This is a genomic window from Clostridium sp. Marseille-Q7071 (assembly GCF_965112025.1).
In genome coordinates, this window is record NZ_CBCOPR010000001.1 from 3,007,523 (window position 1) to 3,027,954 (window position 20,432).

The 20,432-nt window shown below is 26.8% G+C and carries 23 protein-coding genes and 1 pseudogene; 20 read left to right on the forward strand and 4 right to left on the reverse strand.

Annotation, left to right across the window (positions count from 1 at the left end):
• Window positions 1-45: 45 nt before the first annotated feature.
• Window positions 46-291 carry an AbrB/MazE/SpoVT family DNA-binding domain-containing protein gene (locus ACWPW7_RS14210; RefSeq protein ID WP_291567454.1) on the reverse strand — a complete coding sequence of 82 codons (246 nt, stop codon included), beginning with the start codon at window positions 289-291 and terminating at the stop codon, window positions 46-48.
• A gap of 252 nt (window positions 292-543) precedes the next feature.
• On the opposite strand from ACWPW7_RS14210, the gene ACWPW7_RS14215 reads away from it, so the two are divergent.
• Entirely contained in the window at window positions 544-1,275 is a 732-nt protein-coding gene (locus ACWPW7_RS14215) for a class I SAM-dependent methyltransferase (RefSeq protein WP_454054039.1), read from the forward strand.
• 100 nt (window positions 1,276-1,375) lie between these two features.
• Here the strand turns inward: ACWPW7_RS14215 and ACWPW7_RS14220 are convergent, their stop codons facing one another.
• Window positions 1,376-1,867, reverse strand: coding sequence for a YajQ family cyclic di-GMP-binding protein (locus ACWPW7_RS14220; RefSeq protein WP_039630509.1), 492 nt, complete (start codon window positions 1,865-1,867; stop codon window positions 1,376-1,378).
• A gap of 253 nt (window positions 1,868-2,120) precedes the next feature.
• On the opposite strand from ACWPW7_RS14220, the gene ACWPW7_RS14225 reads away from it, so the two are divergent.
• From ACWPW7_RS14225 to ACWPW7_RS14235, 3 genes are all read left to right on the forward strand, one after another.
• Window positions 2,121-2,564, forward strand: a complete 444-nt coding sequence (locus ACWPW7_RS14225) for a hypothetical protein (protein ID WP_291567459.1) — start codon at window positions 2,121-2,123, stop codon at window positions 2,562-2,564.
• Between the two features lie 426 nt (window positions 2,565-2,990).
• The gene (locus tag ACWPW7_RS14230) at window positions 2,991-3,860 is read left to right on the forward strand and encodes an SDR family oxidoreductase (protein WP_454054040.1); all 870 of its coding nucleotides are present in this window, start codon (window positions 2,991-2,993) and stop codon (window positions 3,858-3,860) included.
• A 21-nt stretch (window positions 3,861-3,881) separates the two neighbouring features.
• Window positions 3,882-4,808, forward strand: coding sequence for an alpha/beta hydrolase (locus ACWPW7_RS14235; RefSeq protein WP_454054041.1), 927 nt, complete (start codon window positions 3,882-3,884; stop codon window positions 4,806-4,808).
• A gap of 183 nt (window positions 4,809-4,991) precedes the next feature.
• On the opposite strand, the gene uvsE is transcribed toward ACWPW7_RS14235, so the two are convergent.
• A complete protein-coding gene (uvsE, locus tag ACWPW7_RS14240; RefSeq protein WP_454054042.1) occupies window positions 4,992-5,951 on the reverse strand; it encodes a UV DNA damage repair endonuclease UvsE in 960 nt (319 codons plus the stop codon).
• A 138-nt stretch (window positions 5,952-6,089) separates the two neighbouring features.
• Between uvsE and ACWPW7_RS14245 the strand changes: the two genes are divergently transcribed.
• The 10 genes and pseudogenes from ACWPW7_RS14245 to ACWPW7_RS14290 all read left to right on the forward strand — a co-directional run bounded on the left by ACWPW7_RS14245 (window position 6,090) and on the right by ACWPW7_RS14290 (window position 14,006).
• Window positions 6,090-6,677, forward strand: a complete 588-nt coding sequence (locus ACWPW7_RS14245; protein ID WP_454054043.1) for a protein kinase — start codon at window positions 6,090-6,092, stop codon at window positions 6,675-6,677.
• 162 nt (window positions 6,678-6,839) lie between these two features.
• Window positions 6,840-7,079, forward strand: coding sequence for a hypothetical protein (locus ACWPW7_RS14250; protein ID WP_454054044.1), 240 nt, complete (start codon window positions 6,840-6,842; stop codon window positions 7,077-7,079).
• A 12-nt stretch (window positions 7,080-7,091) separates the two neighbouring features.
• Window positions 7,092-8,225, forward strand: coding sequence for an IS200/IS605 family accessory protein TnpB-related protein (locus ACWPW7_RS14255; RefSeq protein ID WP_454054045.1), 1,134 nt, complete (start codon window positions 7,092-7,094; stop codon window positions 8,223-8,225).
• A gap of 271 nt (window positions 8,226-8,496) precedes the next feature.
• Window positions 8,497-8,946 carry a peptide-methionine (R)-S-oxide reductase MsrB gene (gene msrB / locus ACWPW7_RS14260; protein ID WP_454054046.1) on the forward strand — a complete coding sequence of 150 codons (450 nt, stop codon included), beginning with the start codon at window positions 8,497-8,499 and terminating at the stop codon, window positions 8,944-8,946.
• A 135-nt stretch (window positions 8,947-9,081) separates the two neighbouring features.
• A complete protein-coding gene (locus tag ACWPW7_RS14265) occupies window positions 9,082-9,654 on the forward strand; it encodes a hypothetical protein (protein WP_454054047.1) in 573 nt (190 codons plus the stop codon).
• A gap of 309 nt (window positions 9,655-9,963) precedes the next feature.
• Window positions 9,964-10,071: pseudogene (locus tag ACWPW7_RS14270) on the forward strand (peptide-methionine (R)-S-oxide reductase MsrB); the annotation flags it as partial.
• Window positions 10,072-10,225: 154 nt separating this feature from the next.
• Complete coding sequence (locus tag ACWPW7_RS14275; protein ID WP_454055512.1) at window positions 10,226-10,492, forward strand: metal-sensing transcriptional repressor; 267 nt, start codon at window positions 10,226-10,228, stop codon at window positions 10,490-10,492.
• Window positions 10,493-10,505: 13 nt separating this feature from the next.
• Entirely contained in the window at window positions 10,506-12,950 is a 2,445-nt protein-coding gene (locus tag ACWPW7_RS14280; RefSeq protein WP_454054048.1) for a heavy metal translocating P-type ATPase, read from the forward strand.
• Between the two features lie 21 nt (window positions 12,951-12,971).
• Window positions 12,972-13,187 carry a heavy-metal-associated domain-containing protein gene (locus ACWPW7_RS14285; RefSeq protein WP_454054049.1) on the forward strand — a complete coding sequence of 72 codons (216 nt, stop codon included), beginning with the start codon at window positions 12,972-12,974 and terminating at the stop codon, window positions 13,185-13,187.
• A gap of 159 nt (window positions 13,188-13,346) precedes the next feature.
• The gene (locus ACWPW7_RS14290; protein WP_454054050.1) at window positions 13,347-14,006 is read left to right on the forward strand and encodes a peptidylprolyl isomerase; all 660 of its coding nucleotides are present in this window, start codon (window positions 13,347-13,349) and stop codon (window positions 14,004-14,006) included.
• A 43-nt stretch (window positions 14,007-14,049) separates the two neighbouring features.
• Here the strand turns inward: ACWPW7_RS14290 and ACWPW7_RS14295 are convergent, their stop codons facing one another.
• The gene (locus ACWPW7_RS14295) at window positions 14,050-14,214 is read right to left on the reverse strand and encodes a hypothetical protein (protein WP_454054051.1); all 165 of its coding nucleotides are present in this window, start codon (window positions 14,212-14,214) and stop codon (window positions 14,050-14,052) included.
• 347 nt (window positions 14,215-14,561) lie between these two features.
• Here ACWPW7_RS14295 and ACWPW7_RS14300 point away from each other — a divergent pair, with 347 nt between their 5' ends.
• The 6 genes from ACWPW7_RS14300 (at window position 14,562) to vanT (ending at window position 20,138) form a co-directional block, all read left to right on the forward strand.
• Window positions 14,562-15,167: a DJ-1/PfpI family protein gene (locus ACWPW7_RS14300; protein ID WP_454054052.1), complete on the forward strand. Its 606-nt coding sequence runs from the start codon at window positions 14,562-14,564 to the stop codon at window positions 15,165-15,167.
• A 608-nt stretch (window positions 15,168-15,775) separates the two neighbouring features.
• A complete protein-coding gene (locus tag ACWPW7_RS14305; protein ID WP_454054053.1) occupies window positions 15,776-16,714 on the forward strand; it encodes a D-alanyl-D-alanine carboxypeptidase family protein in 939 nt (312 codons plus the stop codon).
• Window positions 16,715-16,794: 80 nt separating this feature from the next.
• On the forward strand, window positions 16,795-17,847 hold the full coding sequence (vanG, locus tag ACWPW7_RS14310; protein ID WP_454054054.1) for a D-alanine--D-serine ligase VanG: 1,053 nt from the start codon (window positions 16,795-16,797) through the stop codon (window positions 17,845-17,847).
• Window positions 17,840-17,998, forward strand: a complete 159-nt coding sequence (locus ACWPW7_RS14315) for a hypothetical protein (protein ID WP_454054055.1) — start codon at window positions 17,840-17,842, stop codon at window positions 17,996-17,998. The genes vanG and ACWPW7_RS14315 overlap by 8 nt, the downstream gene beginning before the upstream one ends.
• Window positions 17,995-19,029 (forward strand): acyltransferase family protein, encoded by a 1,035-nt coding sequence (locus ACWPW7_RS14320; protein WP_454054056.1) that lies wholly within the window; start codon window positions 17,995-17,997, stop codon window positions 19,027-19,029. The genes ACWPW7_RS14315 and ACWPW7_RS14320 overlap by 4 nt, the downstream gene beginning before the upstream one ends.
• Window positions 19,026-20,138 carry a serine racemase VanT catalytic subunit gene (gene vanT / locus ACWPW7_RS14325; protein ID WP_454054057.1) on the forward strand — a complete coding sequence of 371 codons (1,113 nt, stop codon included), beginning with the start codon at window positions 19,026-19,028 and terminating at the stop codon, window positions 20,136-20,138. The genes ACWPW7_RS14320 and vanT overlap by 4 nt, the downstream gene beginning before the upstream one ends.
• Window positions 20,139-20,432: the final 294 nt, after the last annotated feature.

Sequence of the window (20,432 nt, forward strand, 5' to 3'; positions counted from 1 at the left end):
CCCAATTAATGGGTTGAAATACTTTTTCTAATTGTAAAGATAATATTATTTTTCCTTACTTAATTCTTCAAGACATTCATTACATATATTTTTTCCTTTGTAATTTGTAATGTCTCTAGCATTTCCACAGAAAATACAAGCTGGTTCATATTTTTTTAAGATAATTTGATCCTTATCTACATATATTTCTAATGCATCTTTAATCTCAATATCTAAAGTTCTTCTCAATTCTATAGGTATTACTATTCTACCTAATTCATCTACTCTTCTAACTATACCTGTTGACTTCATTTTTCTCCTCCTATTAGCATATAAAAATTTTATAAATATTTAAAAATACTTTTTAAAAATACTTATAGTACATATTATCAATATTGGTAAACATATGTGTTATATTTACGCAAATTTTTGTAAAAATATTTGATAATATGTTTGTAAATATTATATTATTAAATTATCCAATTAAAATAAAAATATACATAATGTACAAGTAAAAAATATAAAAATACTGTTATTATTGTAATAAAAAGGAGAGTGGCTAAAATGTCATTTTATGGAGAGCTAAGTAAAGTATATGAATATGTATTTCCATTAAATAAAAATACCTTAAAATTTATTAGCAAAGACCTGAAAGAAGGCGATAAAATATTAGATTTAGCTTGTGGCTCAGGAGATTATTCCATTGCACTTTCTAAAATGGGATTTAACGTGGATGGAATAGATTTAGAGAAAAATATGATTGAAAAAGCTATTTGTAAAAATATCAATGAAGAAAATAAAGTTGATTTTGTAAGTGGGGATATGACTAAAATAAATGAAATATTTAAAGAGAATAAATATAATTCTATATTTTGTGTAGGAAATTCTATAGTACATTTAGAGGATAAAGACAAAATATTTAGATTAATAAAGGATATTTACTCAATGTTAGAAAACCATGGAGAGTTAATCATTCAAATTGTCAATTATGATAGAATAGTTAAATTTGGAATTACAGAATTACCTACAATACAAAATTCTGAAGTTCCTTTAGAATTTATTAGACATTATATACATAGACCAGAGAATAATAAAGTAGACTTTAATACTAAATTAATTTTAAAAAGTGGCAAAGAAATTTATGAAAATTCTGTCCCACTTTTAATACTTAAAAGTGATGAGTTACTGTCAATGCTTTCAGATGCAGGGTTTAAAGATATAGAATTATATGGTAGCTTTTTAAAAGAAGAATTTACTATTAACTCTTTTGCATTAGTAGTTAGAGCTAAAAAATAATGATTTATATACACAAACAGTTTTAAAAATCTATAATATAAGAAAAATAATTCTCCACCTTATTAATTAGTGGAGAATTATTTTTAAAAATATAATTTTCTTATCTATAATTAGTAAATTGAAGATCTATTCCAAAATCCTTTGATTTAACTAATTGAATAGCTGCTTGTAGATCATCCTTATCTTTTCCTGTAATTCTTAATTGGTTATCCATAATTTGAGTTTGTACCTTAATTTTACTTGCCTTTATTTCTGCTACTATTTTTTTAGCTTTTTCAGTAGAAATTCCTTTTACTATTTTAGCTATTACTCTTGCACTGCCTAGTGATGCAGTTTCTATTTTACCAAGTTCTAAGGCTTTAGGAGAAACTCCTCTTCTTATAAATTTTCCTTTTAGAACATCAATAACCGCATTTAATTTGTATTCGTCGTCTGATACTATTTTAATTTCATCTTTTCCAAGTTCAATTTGAGTTTTAGTTCCTTTAAAATCATATCTCTGACCAATCTCTTTCAATGTTTGGTTGATAGCATTATCTACCTCTTGCATATTTACTTCAGAAACAATATCAAATGAATAATTACTTGCCATAATAAATCCTCCTATGTATATATACTAAAAGCAAAAATAAAGCTTTTAAAAATATTATATTTCATACTAATAATAGTAAGTTATAATCCTATTATTGTCTAGATTAAAGTTAGATATAACCATAATTGTTATAATTTTTTTACTATAATTAAATTATCAGTCTATAAAATTAATAAATAGTTGAATTTAAATTATTAATTTGTTACAATAAAATTTGCTTTAAAACTAATTATAGTGAAAAGAAGGTAGTTATATGAATAAAATATGTATCTTTGACGGAAATAAGAATTGTAACAATTGTAATGAATGTGATTTATGCGAGCTTAATAATAATAAAACCTGTGATAATTGTGGAAAATGTTTGCAATTAGAAGGATATGATGTAAAAGCTATTAAGATTGATGAGGTTTTTGAAGATAAAAAACAAAATACTACATTTAAAAATTATAATGAGAAAATAAATATTGAAGATTTTAGTGATTTTGATTTAGAAGAGGATTCAGAAGATAACTATGATGATTCTTTGGAAGAAGTATCTAGCGAGTATATAGATGCTCTTGATGATGAAAATAACTGGAGCTATTTAGAGGATATTGATAAAATTAAAGAATTTCTAGAGAATGGGGAAGATATAAATTCTTTAGGCTCAGAGGTTTTTCCAGGGCTAATTTCTCTAAAGAATCCTAAGAATAACTAATTAAAGTTTTTATTTCATGTTAATAAAATATAGAGGACTAGTGAAAATTTTAAATATATAAGAGTTTAATGCCTCAAAAATATAGATATCTAATCAACTTAATATTAGATACTTATATTTTTGAGGCTATAATTTTTGTTTGTATTTATTATACTTTTTGTATAAGTACTCCACCTAAAACTATGTTAATTCGCTTTAGATATTTACTGAGTAAAATATATATTAAAACTTTATAAAATAATAAAATTAAATTATATATATTTTAAGAAAATGAGACCTATAAAAAAATAATTATATATAATCTTAAATTAAGTAATTATATGTCGTAAATAAATAGAGTAATTACTGAAAATACGACAATGAGGTACATTTTAAAGGAGTATAATATGAATTAATATGTATTATTTTAGAAAGTGAAGTGGTATTATGGAAAAAATAGCGATCACAGGTTCCAATGGATTTTTTGCGTTAAGATTTATAGATTTTTATAAAGATAAATATGATATTATTCCTTTAAGCCATAATGATTTAGATATAAAAAACTATGAAAGAGCAATTGAAGTAATAAAGAGTGTAAAACCAACTTATTTAATCCATACAGCAGCAATATCAGACACAGGTTTTTGTGAAAAAAATCCTAAGTTATCTTATGATGTCAATGTTAATGGATCAATAAATATTGCTAAGGCGTGTGATATGATGGGAGTAAAAATGATATATTTAAGTTCAGATCAGGTATATGGCGGAAATGAGGATATAGGTCCATATGATGAAATTACTGTACCAATTACAAATAATATATACGGTAAACATAAATTAGAGGCGGAAAAGGCACTAAAAGAAATTTTGGAGGATGGGGTTATTTTAAGAATAACTTGGCTTTATAGTTTACCAGAAAGAAACAAGCCATTAAAACCAAATATAATTTGGAATGTGGTGAAAGCAGCGTTAAATAATAAGCCTGTAGAATTTAGAGCTAATGAATATAGAGGGATAACATATGTATATGATTTAATAAATGCTTTTGATAAAATTCTTCAATTACCTGGAGGAGTTTATAATGCAGGTAGTGAAAATAATTTAAACACCTATGAGCTTGGAGAGATTATTCTTAAAGAAATGGGATTAGAACATAGAATTCATGAATTATTAATTAAGGATACTGAATCATTCAAAAATAAAAATAGAGATTTAAGGATATGTAACAAAAAACTTGAGAAGTATGATATTTATTTTGATGAAACTGAAAAATCACTTAGTAAATGTATAAATGATTTCAAATTCCATATTTTTTAAGAAGAAAAACATTGAGAAAATATGGAAACAAGTGCAAATCAATGTTTAAAGAGAAGAGGAGTAACATTGAAACAGTTTTTTATTAATAATGAAGATGTAAAGACAGAGGTTAGTGAATGGGGGAATAAAGAAAACCCTACAATTATTTGTATTCATGGACTTGGCAGCAGTAGTTTGAGTTTTTTAGAATTAGGAGAATTATTGAAGGATAAATATCATATTTTGTCTATTGATTTACCAGGTCATGGGAAAAGTCCTGTATTTAATAAAGATGACGACTATGAAATTCCCAATTTAATAAACTGGATTTCAAAAGTAATTAAAATAATTGAGAAGGATAATTTTTATTTAATAGCACATTCTTGGGGTGGTTGCATTGCTCTTCATTATGCAGCACTTTACCCAGAAAAGGTAAAGAAAATCCTGTTATTAGATGGTGGTTATCATATAAAACAATTTGAATATGATTATTTTACAAACATGGATAAAAAACAATTATGTTTCGAACCTAATTGTTCTTTAAATGAAGAAATACAGTCATATGAAGCTGATTTTGATGGATATGTATTCTCTAATTGGGATGACTTTTTATATGTAGAGAGGAATAATTATTTAAGATGGTCAGAATTATTAGAGACAGCGGTAAAAGATTTAATGAAAGAAGAAAATGGAAAAATTAGATTTTGTGCAAGTGGAGATACTGCTAGAGGAGCTATTAAATCTATGTATAATTCCCCTACAAATCTTTTATATGATAAATTAAAACTTCCTATATTATTACTACAAGCTACTCTTCCTAGTTCTTGGGATGAAGTTAGAACTTTAGAGGTAGAAGAATTTAAAAAAGGAACTAATGCTATAGTTAAAAAAATAGAAGGAACAACACATTTACTTCATTGGGATAGACCTAATATAATAGTAGAAGAAGTACTAAGTTGGATGAAATAATTATTTCCCAGTTAAAATTAATTATTTTTATAACTTAATATAAGAAATTAGATACTATATTAAAATTTTATACTTACTTATTAAAAGATCAAAAAGAATTAAAACGATACATAAAATAAAGTATGGAATATAAAAAATAGAGATATCCAAATATCTCTATTTTTAAAGTTGTTTAAAAGCGTATTAAACTATAAACGTACTTTCATTAATCCATTTCCAATTTGGTCTCATAATCTTTATATCTTTTGCAAGTTTGAACAATGCCAGATCTTTACTCTTAGCTTCTAGCATAATATCTATATCTCTATTTATATTTTTACAGCCTTCTATAAAATCAATGAATTCTATAACTTCTATATAATCTGCATGTTTTCTATCTAACTTGCCATCTCGAGGGCTTGAGTAATGTAGCTTAGGTGGTAACTCTTCATTTTTCCATGTATTAAAAACTTCTTCTAACATATCAGTAATAATTTCTCTATTATTATTACACTTATGATGGTGAACATCTAAAACCATTGGTATATTAAGAATATTGCATATTTCTAGTGTTTCTTTAGCAGTAAAAGTCTTATCATCATTTTCTAAGATTGCTTTTGAAGTAATGCTACTGGGATAATTCCTAAAATTTTTTATAAATCTTAAGGATGCCTCTTCTTTTCCACCTTCACCACTACCTATATGAAGAATCATTTTTCCTAAAGGATATTTCAAATCCTCAAATAAATTTGCATGAAATAATAAATTTCTTTTTGTGTTTTCTACCGTTTTTATTTTTGTACTATTAACTACATTAAATTCATTAGGATGAGTATCAACCCTCAATTTATTATTAATTATATATTCTCCTAAATGATTAAAATATTCCTTAAAGATCTCTCGATATCTCCAGTGAGTTACGTCTGGATGGGTTGCTAAAGGTACTAGCGATGAGGTAATCCTGTAAAAAAATATTTCATTTGATACATTATATTTTAATACAGTATATAAATCATCTAAATTAGATCTAGTTACTGATACAAGCTTTTTAATTTTTTCATCATCACTTTGGAGTTTATTATAATATGAAAAAGTTACCTTACTAGATGTAGTTATATTAGGTAAATTTAAAGCTATAGACACATATCCTAATCTTACTTTCATATTTCACCTCAAAATAATTGTTTTACTTTAGTATTAAGTACCTTGTTTTTATTTATTCATTCTATAACATTCAAATTAATGCTAATTGTATAAGGCATAGCATATAATTATAAGGATAGCGATAAATTTGGAGGATATATGGGCAGGCCTTTTACAAATCCAGTTTATTTAAACGAAAAAACAGAAAAAATAATAAGAGAAGCAGAATATTTAGGAAAAGGGAATAATGGAGTAGTTTACTTGCTCCCAGATAATAAAATTATAAAAATATTTAACAGTTCAAAAGTCTGTAAAGATGAATATAATACTCTAATTCGTTCAAAAAAAAGTAAGTATTTTCCTAGGGTATATGAACATGGAAAGCATTATATTATAAGAGACTTTGTAGGTGGTATACGTTTAGATAAATATTTAAGAAGAAATAATATGAATAGAACATTGGCTGAACATTTGGTTAAATTAATGAAAGATTTTAAAAAACTAGGTTATAAAAGACTGGATATAAGATGCAAAGACTTATACGTTCAGGAAGATTTCTCAGTAAAGGTTATAGATCCTAAAAATCAATTTACTAAAGTAGTACATTATCCACGGCATTTAATGAAAGGAATTTACAAAAGAAATAAACTAGATGAATTCTTATTTTTTGTAGCAGACATAGACCCAGAGCTCCATAAATATTGGAGTGAGAAAATATATTTGTACATTTGTGAGGAATTTGAATAATAAAGCTACCTATTAATTAGGTGGCTTTTACTATTTTATACAATTAAAATTTAATAATCTATATTAGCATATTTATAAGAATTTAGATAATATTAATTTATAAGGAGGGAGTAACAATAGAAAAATCTATAAAAGAATTATCAAAGAAAGGAGACGAGAATAGTGAAAATAACAATGAAAGCGATACTAGTGAATGAAACTAATAACCAAAAACAAATTATTGATAATATGATGTTAGTATTTTGTACTGCTATAATGTTTTCTTTTAAAAGACTATTAGAAAATAATATTAAGATTAATGAATTAGAAAAAATAGTGTCTAAGAAATATAATCTTAATATTAGACAGTCAAAAGATGCCATAGAGTCAGCTAGACAAACTATTCTCTCTCAAAAGAATTGATAAAAATGAATTATGAAGATTATTCTAATAAATGTAAAGCTATTGAAAAAGTTAGATAAAAGACAAAGAAAGGCTAATTATTTTAAGAATTTCATTGATACAAATACTATTCCATCTGTCACTTTTGGTACAAAAGAAATGTTTATTAGAAGATGTAAGGGCTTAATATCTAAAGAAGAATGGAATAATTGTAGAAATAATAGATTTTATAGTCGTGGAGATAAGAGTAAAAATGGGAACCCTAATTTAAGAATTATAATTAAAAACAATATGAGTTTTTTAGAAATATCTACTTTAGAAAAAACATTAACTAATAGAGCAATTAAAGTTCAAGTACCAATATATTTACCACAAAAATTATCTAAGAAAACAGGTAAAGCTAATGGAATAAATTATAGAGAAATGTTTTTAAGCTATTTAGCTAGTGGCGAAGCTTATCAAGTAGAAATACTAAAAAGAAATAATAAATACTATTGCCATATAACTTTTGATTTACAAAAACAAAAGCCTGTATACACAGGACATAATGGGATAATAGGAATAGACACAAATCCAGATGGTTTTGCATTAACTATGATAGATAACAAAGGTAACTATAAATGGCATACTTATTTAAAGCAACATGAATTATTATATGCTAGAAGTAATAGACGTGAGAATTTATGTGGTGAATTAGTAAAACGAGTAATATTAATAGCAAAAACATACAGCTGTGGAGTTGCTATAGAAGACTTAAAATTCAAAAATGATAAAGATGTTCATAGCAAATTTGCTAGAATAAAACATCAATTTATATATTCTAAATTATTAACTATGCTTGAAAGTACTTGTATAAGAGAAGGAATAGAAATAATAAAAGTGAAACCTCAATTTACGAGTAAAATAGGATTATATAAATATTGCCATCAATATGGAATGGTAGTCCATAATGGTGCAGGTATGGTTATAGCAAGAAGAAGTTATAATTTAAAAGAAAAAGTACCTAAGATTTTAAAAGATAAATTAGTAAAAGATACGAATAAATTTAATAAGAAGAATGAATGGTCAAAATGGAATGAAATTAATAAAAATATAAAAGGAAAGGTAGGTGAAAACCCTGATTTACGGTTAGTTAATAGGAGGAAAATACTTAGATTAGTTAGTTAATAATAACTTTAATATAGATATATACTGCCAAAGTACACCTAGTAGGAAAGGCTTTGATGGCTTATAAATATTAGGGGCTGAGTAACACTCGCAATTCTGTTGTACTTTATAAGTGGATAAAATTATAAAGGCTATATGGAATTTTAGTATTATAGTACTAACCTAAGTAGTTGAATCCTGTGACACTACCGTCTTATTTAGAGAATAAGATGAAAAACTGTAATATAGTTAATGATACTATTTGTTATGGTTTTAGAAATCAGGGAGTATTATGACTAATAAATTATATAAAAAACTTTCATTAGAAGAGCTAAATAAAAAACTTAGTAAAATTCAATTTCACGTTACTCAAGAAAACGGCACAGAGAAGCCTTTCACTAATGAATTTTGGAATCATGACGAAGAAGGATTATATGTAGATACAGTAAGCGGAGAGCCGCTTTTTTCATCAAAAGATAAATTTAACTCTGGATGTGGCTGGCCAAGTTTTTCTAAACCTATAGAGAAAAAAGCTATTGAAGAAAAAGAAGATTTAAGCCATGGGCTTATTAGAACTGAAGTGAGAAGTAACGGAGCAGATTCTCACTTAGGTCATGTATTTGATGATGGCCCTAAGGAACTTGGAGGACTTAGATATTGTATAAATTCAGCTGCACTTAAATTTATACCAAAGGATAAAATGGATGAGTTAGGCTACAGTATATATAAAAAATATCTTTGATAAATCTATTTAGATTACAACAGACAGCTTGTGCTTAATCTAATAAATTTAAACTTAGGCATAAAAATTAGTAGCACAAATAATAATTACTATGTTATAATAATTATTATCAATTATTATATGGAGTGTGTTATTATGGAAAAGAAAATAAGTTTAATATATGAGAATGATGAATATACAATTTTAGTAAATGATACTATAGTAAATAGTGAAAAGGATTTTGAAAAGTCAGTTGATAAATTTAATAAAGTTATAAATGATAATAAATCATTAAATACAAGAAGTTGGGAAAGTATATTAGATGGATTAAAAGACTTATATGATGAAAAAGTAGAAATTAATAACGAATATAGGACTTTAGCTTTTGAATCTATGAAATATTTTTATAACACAGGGAAAACATTCTATATCAAAAATGAACAAATCAATGAACTAAGTGGTTCTTATAATTTATTTTATTATGGTTTGAAAATGATTTTAAAAGAAAAAGTTAAATCTTGTGAAGAGTTATTAGAATTTCTAACTAAAGTTTTAGAAAATAAAGCTGTATACACAATTAATGATGTTGCAATTAGAGTATCTAGTCCTAAATTTAATTATGGTTTTTCAGAATATAATTACATAAATAATAAAATAGATAAAGGTACTTCAATAGAAAGCGGTGACTTTAAAAAATTTAAAGAATATGTTTTAGACAGACTTATGTAAAATGTAAATAAATATTTATTCAAAAACAAAGATATTACTATAAAAACTTGAAATTTATGGTGATATTTTTGTTTTTATTTAGTATATAAATAGAATTTAATATAAAAAATAAAATAAGTTAATATTTAAATAATAGGTAATGTGCTACGTGTTCCTACAAAGATGTAAATGAAATAGAAATATTATTAAGTGAAATCACAGAAAAAAGCTGTGCTAAGTTACCATGTGAAACATAAAGCATTTAATTTGAAAAAGAATTAATCCAACGCATAAAGATAATTATTATATCGTAATACCCATGTATTTAATGATGATTCTATAGAAAATGATAGTCTTAGATATTGCATAAACAGTGCTTCTTTAGGATTTATTCCTGTAGATAAATTAAAAGAAGAAGGATATAGCGATTTTTTATAAAAATTTTAAATACATAACAAACTTTATTAATTTTACTATTGACTATTTATAATATTAGATTTACTATTTAAGTATACCCTACAGGGGTATAGAGTATAATAAAAATGTAATTATGAATAAAAAGGAGGTAACTATGAGTAATAAAACTATAAGTATAAATCCTGAGAGAAAAAATGCAATTAAATATTTAAATATTGCAAAGGGCCAAATAGAAGGCATAATAAAAATGATTGAAGATGACAGATATTGTGTTGATATTTCAAATCAAATAATAGCTTCTCAATCTATATTAAAAAAGGCAAACTCAGTTATTATAAAGCAGCATTTAAAACATTGTGTAAAAAATGCATATGATAATGGAGATATAGATGAGAAAATTGAAGAAATAGATACTTTAATAGAAAAGATAATAAATAAGTAAAGAGGTGATAGAATTGACTAAAAAGATGCTAAAAATAGAAGGTATGACCTGTGCCGCTTGCTCTAAGGCAGTAGAAAGAGTTACAAAAAAGTTAAATGGTGTGCAGGAATCAAATGTTAATTTAGCTACTGAAAAATTGAACATCACCTTTGATGAAAATAAAGTATCCATTGAAGATATAAAACAAGCTATAGAGAAAGCAGGTTATAAAGCTAAAAATGATAGTGTTATAAAGACTTTAAAAATTCAAGGTATGACCTGTGCCTCTTGCTCAAAAGCGGTAGAGAGGGCATGCAAAAAGCTAAATGGTGTTATAGCTGCCAATGTCAATTTAGCTACTGAAAAGCTTACGGTGGAATTTGAAAGCGATAAGATTAGGCTTTCTGAAATTAAAAAAGCAATAGAAAAAGCTGGCTATACTCCACTAAATGATGATTTAAATATAGATGAAGATAAAGAAAGAAAAAATAAAGAAGAAAAATCGCTATATAAAAGATTTATTTTTTCAGCAATATTTACAGTACCATTGCTTATAATTTCCATGGGATCTATGGTAGGCTTAGAACTTCCTACAATTATTAATCCTACAGACAGTCCTTTTAACTTTGCGCTTATACAATTTATACTAACTACTTTTGTTATATTTATAGGCAAGAAATTTTTCAAAGTTGGATTTAAATCCTTAATAAAAGGAAGTCCAAATATGGATTCTCTTATTTCGATTGGTACTTTAGCATCCTATGGTTATAGTATTTATGCTATGTTTGAAATATATTTTAGTGGAAATCATAATATTGCTCATACTAAATTATATTTTGAATCTGCTACAGTAATATTAACTTTGATAACTTTAGGTAAGTATTTAGAAGCTAAAACTAAGGGAAAAACTTCAGAAGCAATTAAAACCTTAATGGGATTAACCCCCAAAACTGCAACTGTAGAAAAAGATGGACAGGAACAAAATATTCCTATTGATGATGTAGAAGTAGGGGATATAATTATCGTTAAACCTGGTGAAAAACTTCCAGTAGATGGTGTAATTATAAGTGGATCTACATCTATAGATGAAAGCATGCTTACAGGGGAAAGTATACCTGTAGAAAAAAATATAGATGACAATGTAATTGGTGCAAGTATTAATAAAAATGGCCTTATAAAATATAAAGCTACAAAAGTAGGCAAAGATACTGCATTGTCTCAAATAATTAAGTTAGTAGAAGATGCTCAAGGTTCTAAAGCACCTATTGCAAGACTTGCAGATATAGTATCTGGTTACTTTGTACCTATAGTAATTGCACTAGCTTTTCTTTCAGCAATAGTTTGGTATTTCTTTAAAGGTGATGTAGTATTTTCATTAACTATATTTATATCTGTATTAGTTATTGCTTGTCCTTGCGCTTTAGGTCTTGCCACTCCAACGGCAATAATGGTAGGTACAGGAAAGGGTGCAGAACTTGGAGTATTATTTAAGAATGGTTCTGCATTAGAAGAAACTCACAAAATTCAAACCATAGTTTTTGATAAAACTGGTACTATCACTGAAGGAAAACCTAAAGTTACAGATATTATAACTAATGATATAAATAAAGATGAGTTATTAATGCTTGCAGCTTCCTCAGAAAAAGGATCAGAACACCCTTTAGGAGAAGCTATAGTACTAGAAGCAGAAAACAGAGCTATTAATCTAAAGGAATTATCAACATTTAAAGCTATACCTGGTCAAGGTATAATATCTACAATTGATGATAAAACAGTATTACTAGGTAATGAAAAGCTTATGAATGAAAACAATATAGATATACAAAGCTTTAATAATTCTTTCGAAAAGTTAGCAAGTGAAGGTAAAACTCCTATGTTTATAGCTATAAATAATAACTTAGCTGGAATAATAGCTGTTGCAGATACTGTTAAAAAGAATAGTAAAAGTGCTATTGAAAAGCTTCATAAAATGGGAATTAAAGTTGCTATGCTAACAGGAGATAATAAAAAAACAGCAAATGCTATTGCAAAGCAAGTTGGAATTGATATTGTTATATCGGAAGTACTGCCAAATGAAAAATCAGAACAAGTTAAAAAACTTCAAAACGAAAATAAAAAAATTGCTATGGTTGGAGATGGTATCAATGATGCCCCAGCATTAGCACAAGCTGATATAGGTATAGCTATAGGTTCAGGTACAGATGTAGCTATAGAATCAGCAGACGTAGTTCTTATGAGAAGTGATTTAATGGATGTACCAACTGCTATAGAATTAAGTAAAAAAACCATACTAAATATAAAAGAAAATCTATTTTGGGCTTTCGCCTATAATACTTTAGGAATTCCTGTAGCTATGGGTGTTTGGTACGCTTTTGGCGGAAAACTATTAAATCCTATGATTGCCGCTTTAGCAATGAGTTTAAGTTCAGTATCAGTATTGTTAAATGCACTTAGACTTAAAAGCTTTAAAATAAAATAATATTTAGAAGGAGTAATAAATATGAAAACTAAAATAACTGTTAATGGTATGAGCTGTATGCATTGTGTTAATCATGTTAAGGAATGTTTATCAGAACTTGAAAATGTAAAATCTGTAGAAGTTGACCTAGACTCTAAAACTGCTATTGTAGAATCAGAGGATAAACTAGACCAAGATAAAGTTAAAACTGCTTTAGATGATTATGGATACGAAGCTGTAGCCTTTGAGGAAATATAAAAGTTTAAATTTTATAATAAAATGGTATGCTAATTGTTAATCTTAGCATACCATTTTTTCTTAATTCTATGATAATGATTTTAAATGATAATTTTATTACAAATTTCTTCTTTAATATGTTAAAATAAATTTTATAGTTAAGTGCAAAGGAGGATAAAAATGAGACTTAGAAAAAGCATAAGCTTATTATTAGTAATAGTTCTATCTTTATCATTATTCATAGGTTGTAGCAAAAAAGAAGAAACTAATGATAAAGATACTACTTCAGCTAATAATGTAGAAACAGAAAAAGGTAAGGATGATAAAAACCCAGTAGCTACTATGGAAATGGAGGACGGTTCAAAAATTAAAATTGAATTGTATCCAGATGTAGCACCTAATACAGTTAGAAATTTTATTTCATTAGCTAATTCTAATTTTTATGATGGATTAATTTTTCATAGAGTAATACCTGATTTTATGATTCAAGGTGGAGATCCTGAAGGAACTGGAGTAGGAGGTCCTGGATATTCTATTAAAGGAGAGTTTTCAAATAATGATTTTGAAAACAATTTAAAACATGATAGAGGAGTTATTTCTATGGCAAGAGCCCAAGATAAAAACTCTGCTGGTTCTCAATTCTTTATTATGCACAAAGATTCACCTCATTTAGATGGAGAATATGCTGCTTTTGGTAAAGTTATAGAAGGTATAGAGGTTGTTGATAAAATTGCAGCAGTAGAAACTGTTGCACAAGATAAACCAAAAGAAGATGTTAAAATGAAAAAGGTAACAGTTGATACTTTTGGTGTTGAATATAAAGAAGTAGAAAAAATGTAGATAAAAAGCTATTTCGTATTTGAATATGAAATAGCTTTTTTAATTATATAACAATAGATATTGTAACTAAAAATATCATAGCTAAATTTATTAGTATACCTGACCATATAAGAAGGTAGAAGTATTTTGTTTTTCTGTTTTTTATACAACAGGAGATAGTAGCTATTAATGTAATTATAGATTCTATTACTAAAATTTTAGTTAACATAAATAAAACCCTGCCTTATATAATTTCATACATAATATTTCCTAGCATTTAAAGCAAATTTATATAAATATTTATTGTTTATAATGATTTTAAAATAAACATATTCAGCACTATAGATATAAAAAATAAGTATTGTAAAAACGAATAATATGGATAATTTAATTTTTTTACCTCGTCATAAAGATTCGTCACATAAAGCAACATTACCTCTTTTTTATAATCTTTTAAATTTTAAACTTGAATACCTTAAAATTATAGCTTAGAATTTTAGTAGACTTAGTAGTTTTTAAGAAACTTACAATATACACTAAAATTTTAAAGAAGATGAAAATATGGAGGATATGTTAATGAAGGAGATTAAAAATGTAGCAATTTTAATATTTGAAGATGTAGAAATTCTTGACTTTTGCGGTCCTTTTGAGGTGTTTTCTATTACAGCTCGTAATACAAATTTAAATGTTTATACGGTGGCGGAAAAAACAACACCAATTTTAACTTATAATAAATTAAGTGTAAATCCACACTATAGTATTTTCGATTGTCCTGAGCCTGATATTGTTTTAATTCCAGGTGGAAAAGGATCAAGAAAAGAGATGAACAATCCTATTATTATCAATTGGATTAAATCAGTATCAAAAAATGCAGAACTAGTTCTTTCTGTTTGTACTGGTGCTTTTTTATTAGCAAAGGCTGATTTACTTGATAATTTAGAAATAACCACTCATCATTTATCATTAGAAGTTCTAAAAGAAATTGCTCCTTCAAGTGCAAAAGTTAGAGAAGGGGTTAGGTTTATAGATAATGGAAAAGTTGTATTATCAGCTGGAATATCCGCAGGAATAGATATGTCCTTATATATTGTAGAAAGAATTTTCGGAAAAGAAAAAGCCTTGAATACAGCAAGTATCATGGAATATGAGTGGAATCCTGAACATGGTGTTAAGTTAATATAATAAATATAAAAGTCAGAGAGCTTTCTCTGACTTTTATGTTTATGCATAATAATATCGATGCTTGAGAATAAGGTATTTTTTAATTATTTCTCTGGCTAATCTCTTATATGTTGTTATCAGTGAAATTAACTCTAAGATTTGTTTCTTTTAAAATCAAGTAAAATTTCTATAGGTCAGTATCTTATAATTTCAACTTTTATCCCTAAATCTAATGGTTGATTTAAAGGCCTATAATTTTCTATATATTTTAAAAATCTCATAACTCACTGTATTGATAAGTTCCTTATGTTCAATAGAAAGTAAAATGATTATGTATATTTTATATAAGAATTCTAAGAGTAATAAACATTTAAGAACCATTCTTCCTTTATGATATGGAAATTCATAGAGGAAGAGTGGTTTTTTACATTCATTTTTATTAATATGTATGCTTTGTAATGATGTCGTTTAGTAAATTGTAATCTTAAGAAATCTTAAGGTTTAATTATAATTTTCTTAAAATCCTTTTTTTATTATAAGAGAGTAAGGAATATGAATTTTATGTTGTTGAAAGATTTTTAATAAAAATAAGACAATATTGTAATTTACATTTAAGGAGGAATGTTAAAATGACAGCCTATAGAAAAAAATGCAAAAGAAAAAAGAGAAAGATAAAATGTATTCTTTTAACCCTATGCCTATGTGCTATATGTATCTCAGCTTTATTTTTCTTAAATCGTCTAATGGTTAATGATTTATATAGCTCAAATGCCATTCTTCTTCGTTTAGATGATAATGAGATATTATTAGATAAATCAAGTGATGAAAGAATATACCCAGCATCTCTTACAAAAATTATGACAGCAATACTGGCAATTGAAAATTTATCAGATTTAAATGAAAGGATTTATCTACCGGAAGAGATGTTTAAAAAGTTATATTCGGAAGGTGCTTCTATGGCTGGCTTTTCACCCAATGAAAATGTGACAGCAATTGATTTAATTTATGGGGTATTATTACCATCTGGAGCAGAAAGCTGTATTGGACTAGCAGAGACAATCGCGGGCTCAGAGGAAAATTATGTGAAGTTAATGAATGAAAAAGCTAAAAAATTAGAAATGAATGATACTCATTTTACTAATTCTACAGGACTACATGACAGAAATCATTACAGTACCGTAAATGATATTGCAAAACTACTAGAATATGCATTACAAAATCATACTTTTCGAGAAGTATATACTTCAAAACGTTATACGACAAAAGCAACCAATATTAATCCCGATGGAATCACTCTTCAAAGTACCATGTTCAAACATATGGATACAGCAGATGTAAATAGCGGTATTATCGAAGGTGGAAAAACTGGTTATACGGAAGAAGCTAAATTATGCCTTGCCAGTTTAGCAAAAATAGATGGTAAAGAATATATTTTAGTAACTGCTAACGCAGATGGTAATCCTCAAACAAAACAGTTCAATATTTTGGATGCATTCACTGTCTATAATCAAATTTTCGAAAATGATATTACTAAAAATACTAAGTATCTTATAAATGATTCTAAGTAGATATATACAAAATTTTTTCTCGATTTTTATAAACTATAATTATCATCAATACAGTTATTTACGAAAGGAGAAATGAAAAAATGAGTAGAAGAAAAATTGTAGTTTTATTTGGTGGCTATTCTACAGAATATGAAGTTTCTTTACAATCTGCATACACAATTATAAAACATATAAACCAAGATTTTTATGAGGTAATACCAATTGGAATAACAAAAGAAGGAACATGGTATCTATATAGTGGAATACTTAGCAAGATTATGGAAAATACATGGATGAATGATAAAACATGTGTACCTGCTATGATTTCACCAAATAAATGCGATCATGGAATTTTTATATTACACCCAGAACATATAGAAAAAATTAGGGTAGATGCTATCTTTCCAATTTTACATGGAAAAAATGGTGAAGATGGTACGGTGCAAGGACTTTGTGAACTTGCTGGAATACCAATTATCGGTTGCAATACATTGTGCTCTGCATTATGCATGGATAAAAACAAGGCACATTCAATTGTAAGATCAAACGGCATTAAAGTTCCAAAGTCAATTATTCTAAAAGAATATTTAAATGAAAATATATTATATGAAAAAATAAAATATTTAAAAATGCCTTTATTCGTAAAGCCTATAAAATCTGGATCATCATTTGGAATAACAAAAGTACAGAAGAAAGAAGAATTACTTCAAGCTGTAGAACTGGCTTTTACCCATGATAATGAAGTTATTATTGAAGAAAACATTGAAGGTTTTGAAGTTGGATGTGCCATATTGGGAAATCACGAGCTAGTTATAGGTGAGATCGATGAAATCGAATTATCACAAGGTTTCTTTGATTATACTGAGAAATATACTTTGAAATCATCAAAAATACATATGCCTGCACGTATACCAGAGGATATAGTAAAACGTATAAAAAAAGCAGCTTGTACTATATATCGAGTTTTAGGATGCTCAGGATTTGCAAGAGTAGATATATTTTTAAAAGCAGATGGAACAATTGTATTTAATGAGGTCAATACAACTCCAGGTTTCACTTCTCATAGCAGATATCCTAATATGCTAAAAGGTATTGGAATGAAATTTGAGGAGATTATAGAAGAAATAATAAGGATGGCGATAGATAATGAATAAAATCTCAAAGGACCATAGATATATTGAAGTATTTTATCAAAAAAATATCAAAAAATTACAAGAATTATATCTATCAGAAGATTTGTCTTATCAAATACTAGGAAACAGTGTAGCTGGTTCTGCTATAACTATATGGAAGAATGGAATATGAGAGATAAAAAAGAATACATAGGAATTAATTATTTTAAAATAATAGCAGCGTTTTTAGTAATAGCTATTCACACATCACCCTTTACTTCCTTTAATGGAAATTTAGATTTTGTTTTTACTAGAATATGGGCAAGGTTAGCAGTTCCATTCTTTTTCATGATAACAGGCTACTTCGTTTTACCTCAATGCTTAAAAGAAGAATGTAATAATATAAATCTAAAAAAATATATAGTTAAAATAAGCAAAATTTATGTACTTGCTATTATTGTATATATCCCAATTAACGTTTATACTAAATATTTTAATCAATCTAATCTATTGTTTAACATTATAAAAGATATTATTTTTGATGGTACATTCTATCATCTTTGGTATCTTCCTGCTTCAATGCTAGGAACAATGATTATTTATTTCTTATTAAAAAAGCTGCATTATAAAAAGACTTTTTATGTTGCAATAATCTTATATTTAATTGGATTATTTGGAGATAGTTATTATGGAATAGTGGAAAAAATAAATTTTTTTAAATTGTTTTATCAAGGTATATTTTTCTTTTCAGACTATACAAGGAATGGAATATTTTTTTCTCCTATTTTTATTTTATTAGGATATTGTACATACCTAACTAAGATACGATTAAGAAAGGAGGATATAAATTCTATAGTCTCCACAAAAGGTTTCCTATTATCATTTCTTTTCCTCAATATAGAAGGAATACTTTTGCACATTTATCATATACAACGACATGATAGTATGTACATTTTTTTAATTCCATGTATGTTATATCTGTTTCATATCTTGCTATCTATAGAAGGAAAAAGAATTGGAGATATAAAAAATGTAGCACTTTTTATTTACATTTTCCATCCTCTCTTTATCATACTGGTGAGAGGGTTCGCAAAGGTAATAGGACTCACTTGGCTAATTGTTGATAATAGTTTCATACACTACATGATGGTTTTAATTTCAACAACAACTTTTTCCTACTTCTCTACAAAAATCATAAATCGACGAAGGAGAATAAACAAATGAATAGAGCATGGATAGAAGTAAATTTAAAAGCTTTAGAGCATAACATAAAAAATATTCAAAACATGATATCAGACCAATGCAATATTATGGCAATTATAAAAGCAAATGCTTATGGCCATGGTGATATTCAAATCGCTCAATATTTAAGCCTGATGGGAATAGATACATTTGGGGTTGCTACACTAGATGAGGCCATTCACTTGAGAAACAATGGTATAGAAGGAGATATATTAATATTAGGATATACCCATATAGAGTGCTTTAAAGATATTGTAGATTACAATTTGATACAAACTGTGGTGGATGCTGATTACGCCAAACAATTGAATGATTTCGGTGAAAAAATTATGGTACATATCAAGATAGATACAGGAATGCACCGCCTTGGAGTAGACTTTCGAAATATGGATGTAATAAAAGGACTTTTTAAATTCAAAAATCTAGACATTAGAGGTATTTATTCTCATTTATGTGTTTCTGATAGTTTAAAAGATACAGATGCGGATTTTACCAACAAGCAAATAAAATATTTTTATAAAGTAAAAGAGCTTCTAAATAAACAGGGGCACCATAATATAAAGAGCCATCTACAATCTAGTTATGGAATTCTAAACTATCCAGAGATTAACTGTGACTATGTAAGACCAGGCATTATTCTTTATGGTATCCAAAATAGTGTTGATATTAAAACAAGAATCTCTCTAGACTTGAAACCTGTACTTGCTCTCAAAGCCAGAATTGCATCTATTCATGAAATAGATGTAGGAGAAACTGTTGGATATGGCAGAAATTTTCGAGCTATAAATAAAAGAATTATAGCTGCTGTCACTATTGGTTATGCTGATGGAATACCAAGAACTTTAACTGGACAAAAAGCCATTGTCAAAGAAAAATTTGCAAAAATTGTTGGTGATATTTGTATGGACCAGCTTATGATTGATGTAACCAATATAAAAGATATAAAGCAGGGGGATATAGTAACTTTTATAGGGCAAGAAAAAGAATGTATTATTTCAGCAGAAGAAATAGCATATCATAATAACACAATAACAAATGAATTATTAAGTAGATTGGGTACAAGGTTAGAGAAGGTATACTACAATAAATAAAGGTGTTTTTCTACATAATGATACCTTTACTAAAGAATACCATAAATAATATTCAATTAACCGCAAGATATACTACAGTATGAGATATTGCATATAAATCCAACTAAAAAATATTAGAAGAAGGTGAATATTCTGCAAGGGAATAGTCATCTTCTTTTGTTGTTAACTATAGAAATCCTAGAAATAATACTAGAAAATAATAGGAACTTTTTCTTGCAATACTTTTAAGAAAAAAACAAAAAATTAATTTTTCCCTTACGCTCTTTAATTTGCTTATTCTGTTTAATTTTGCTT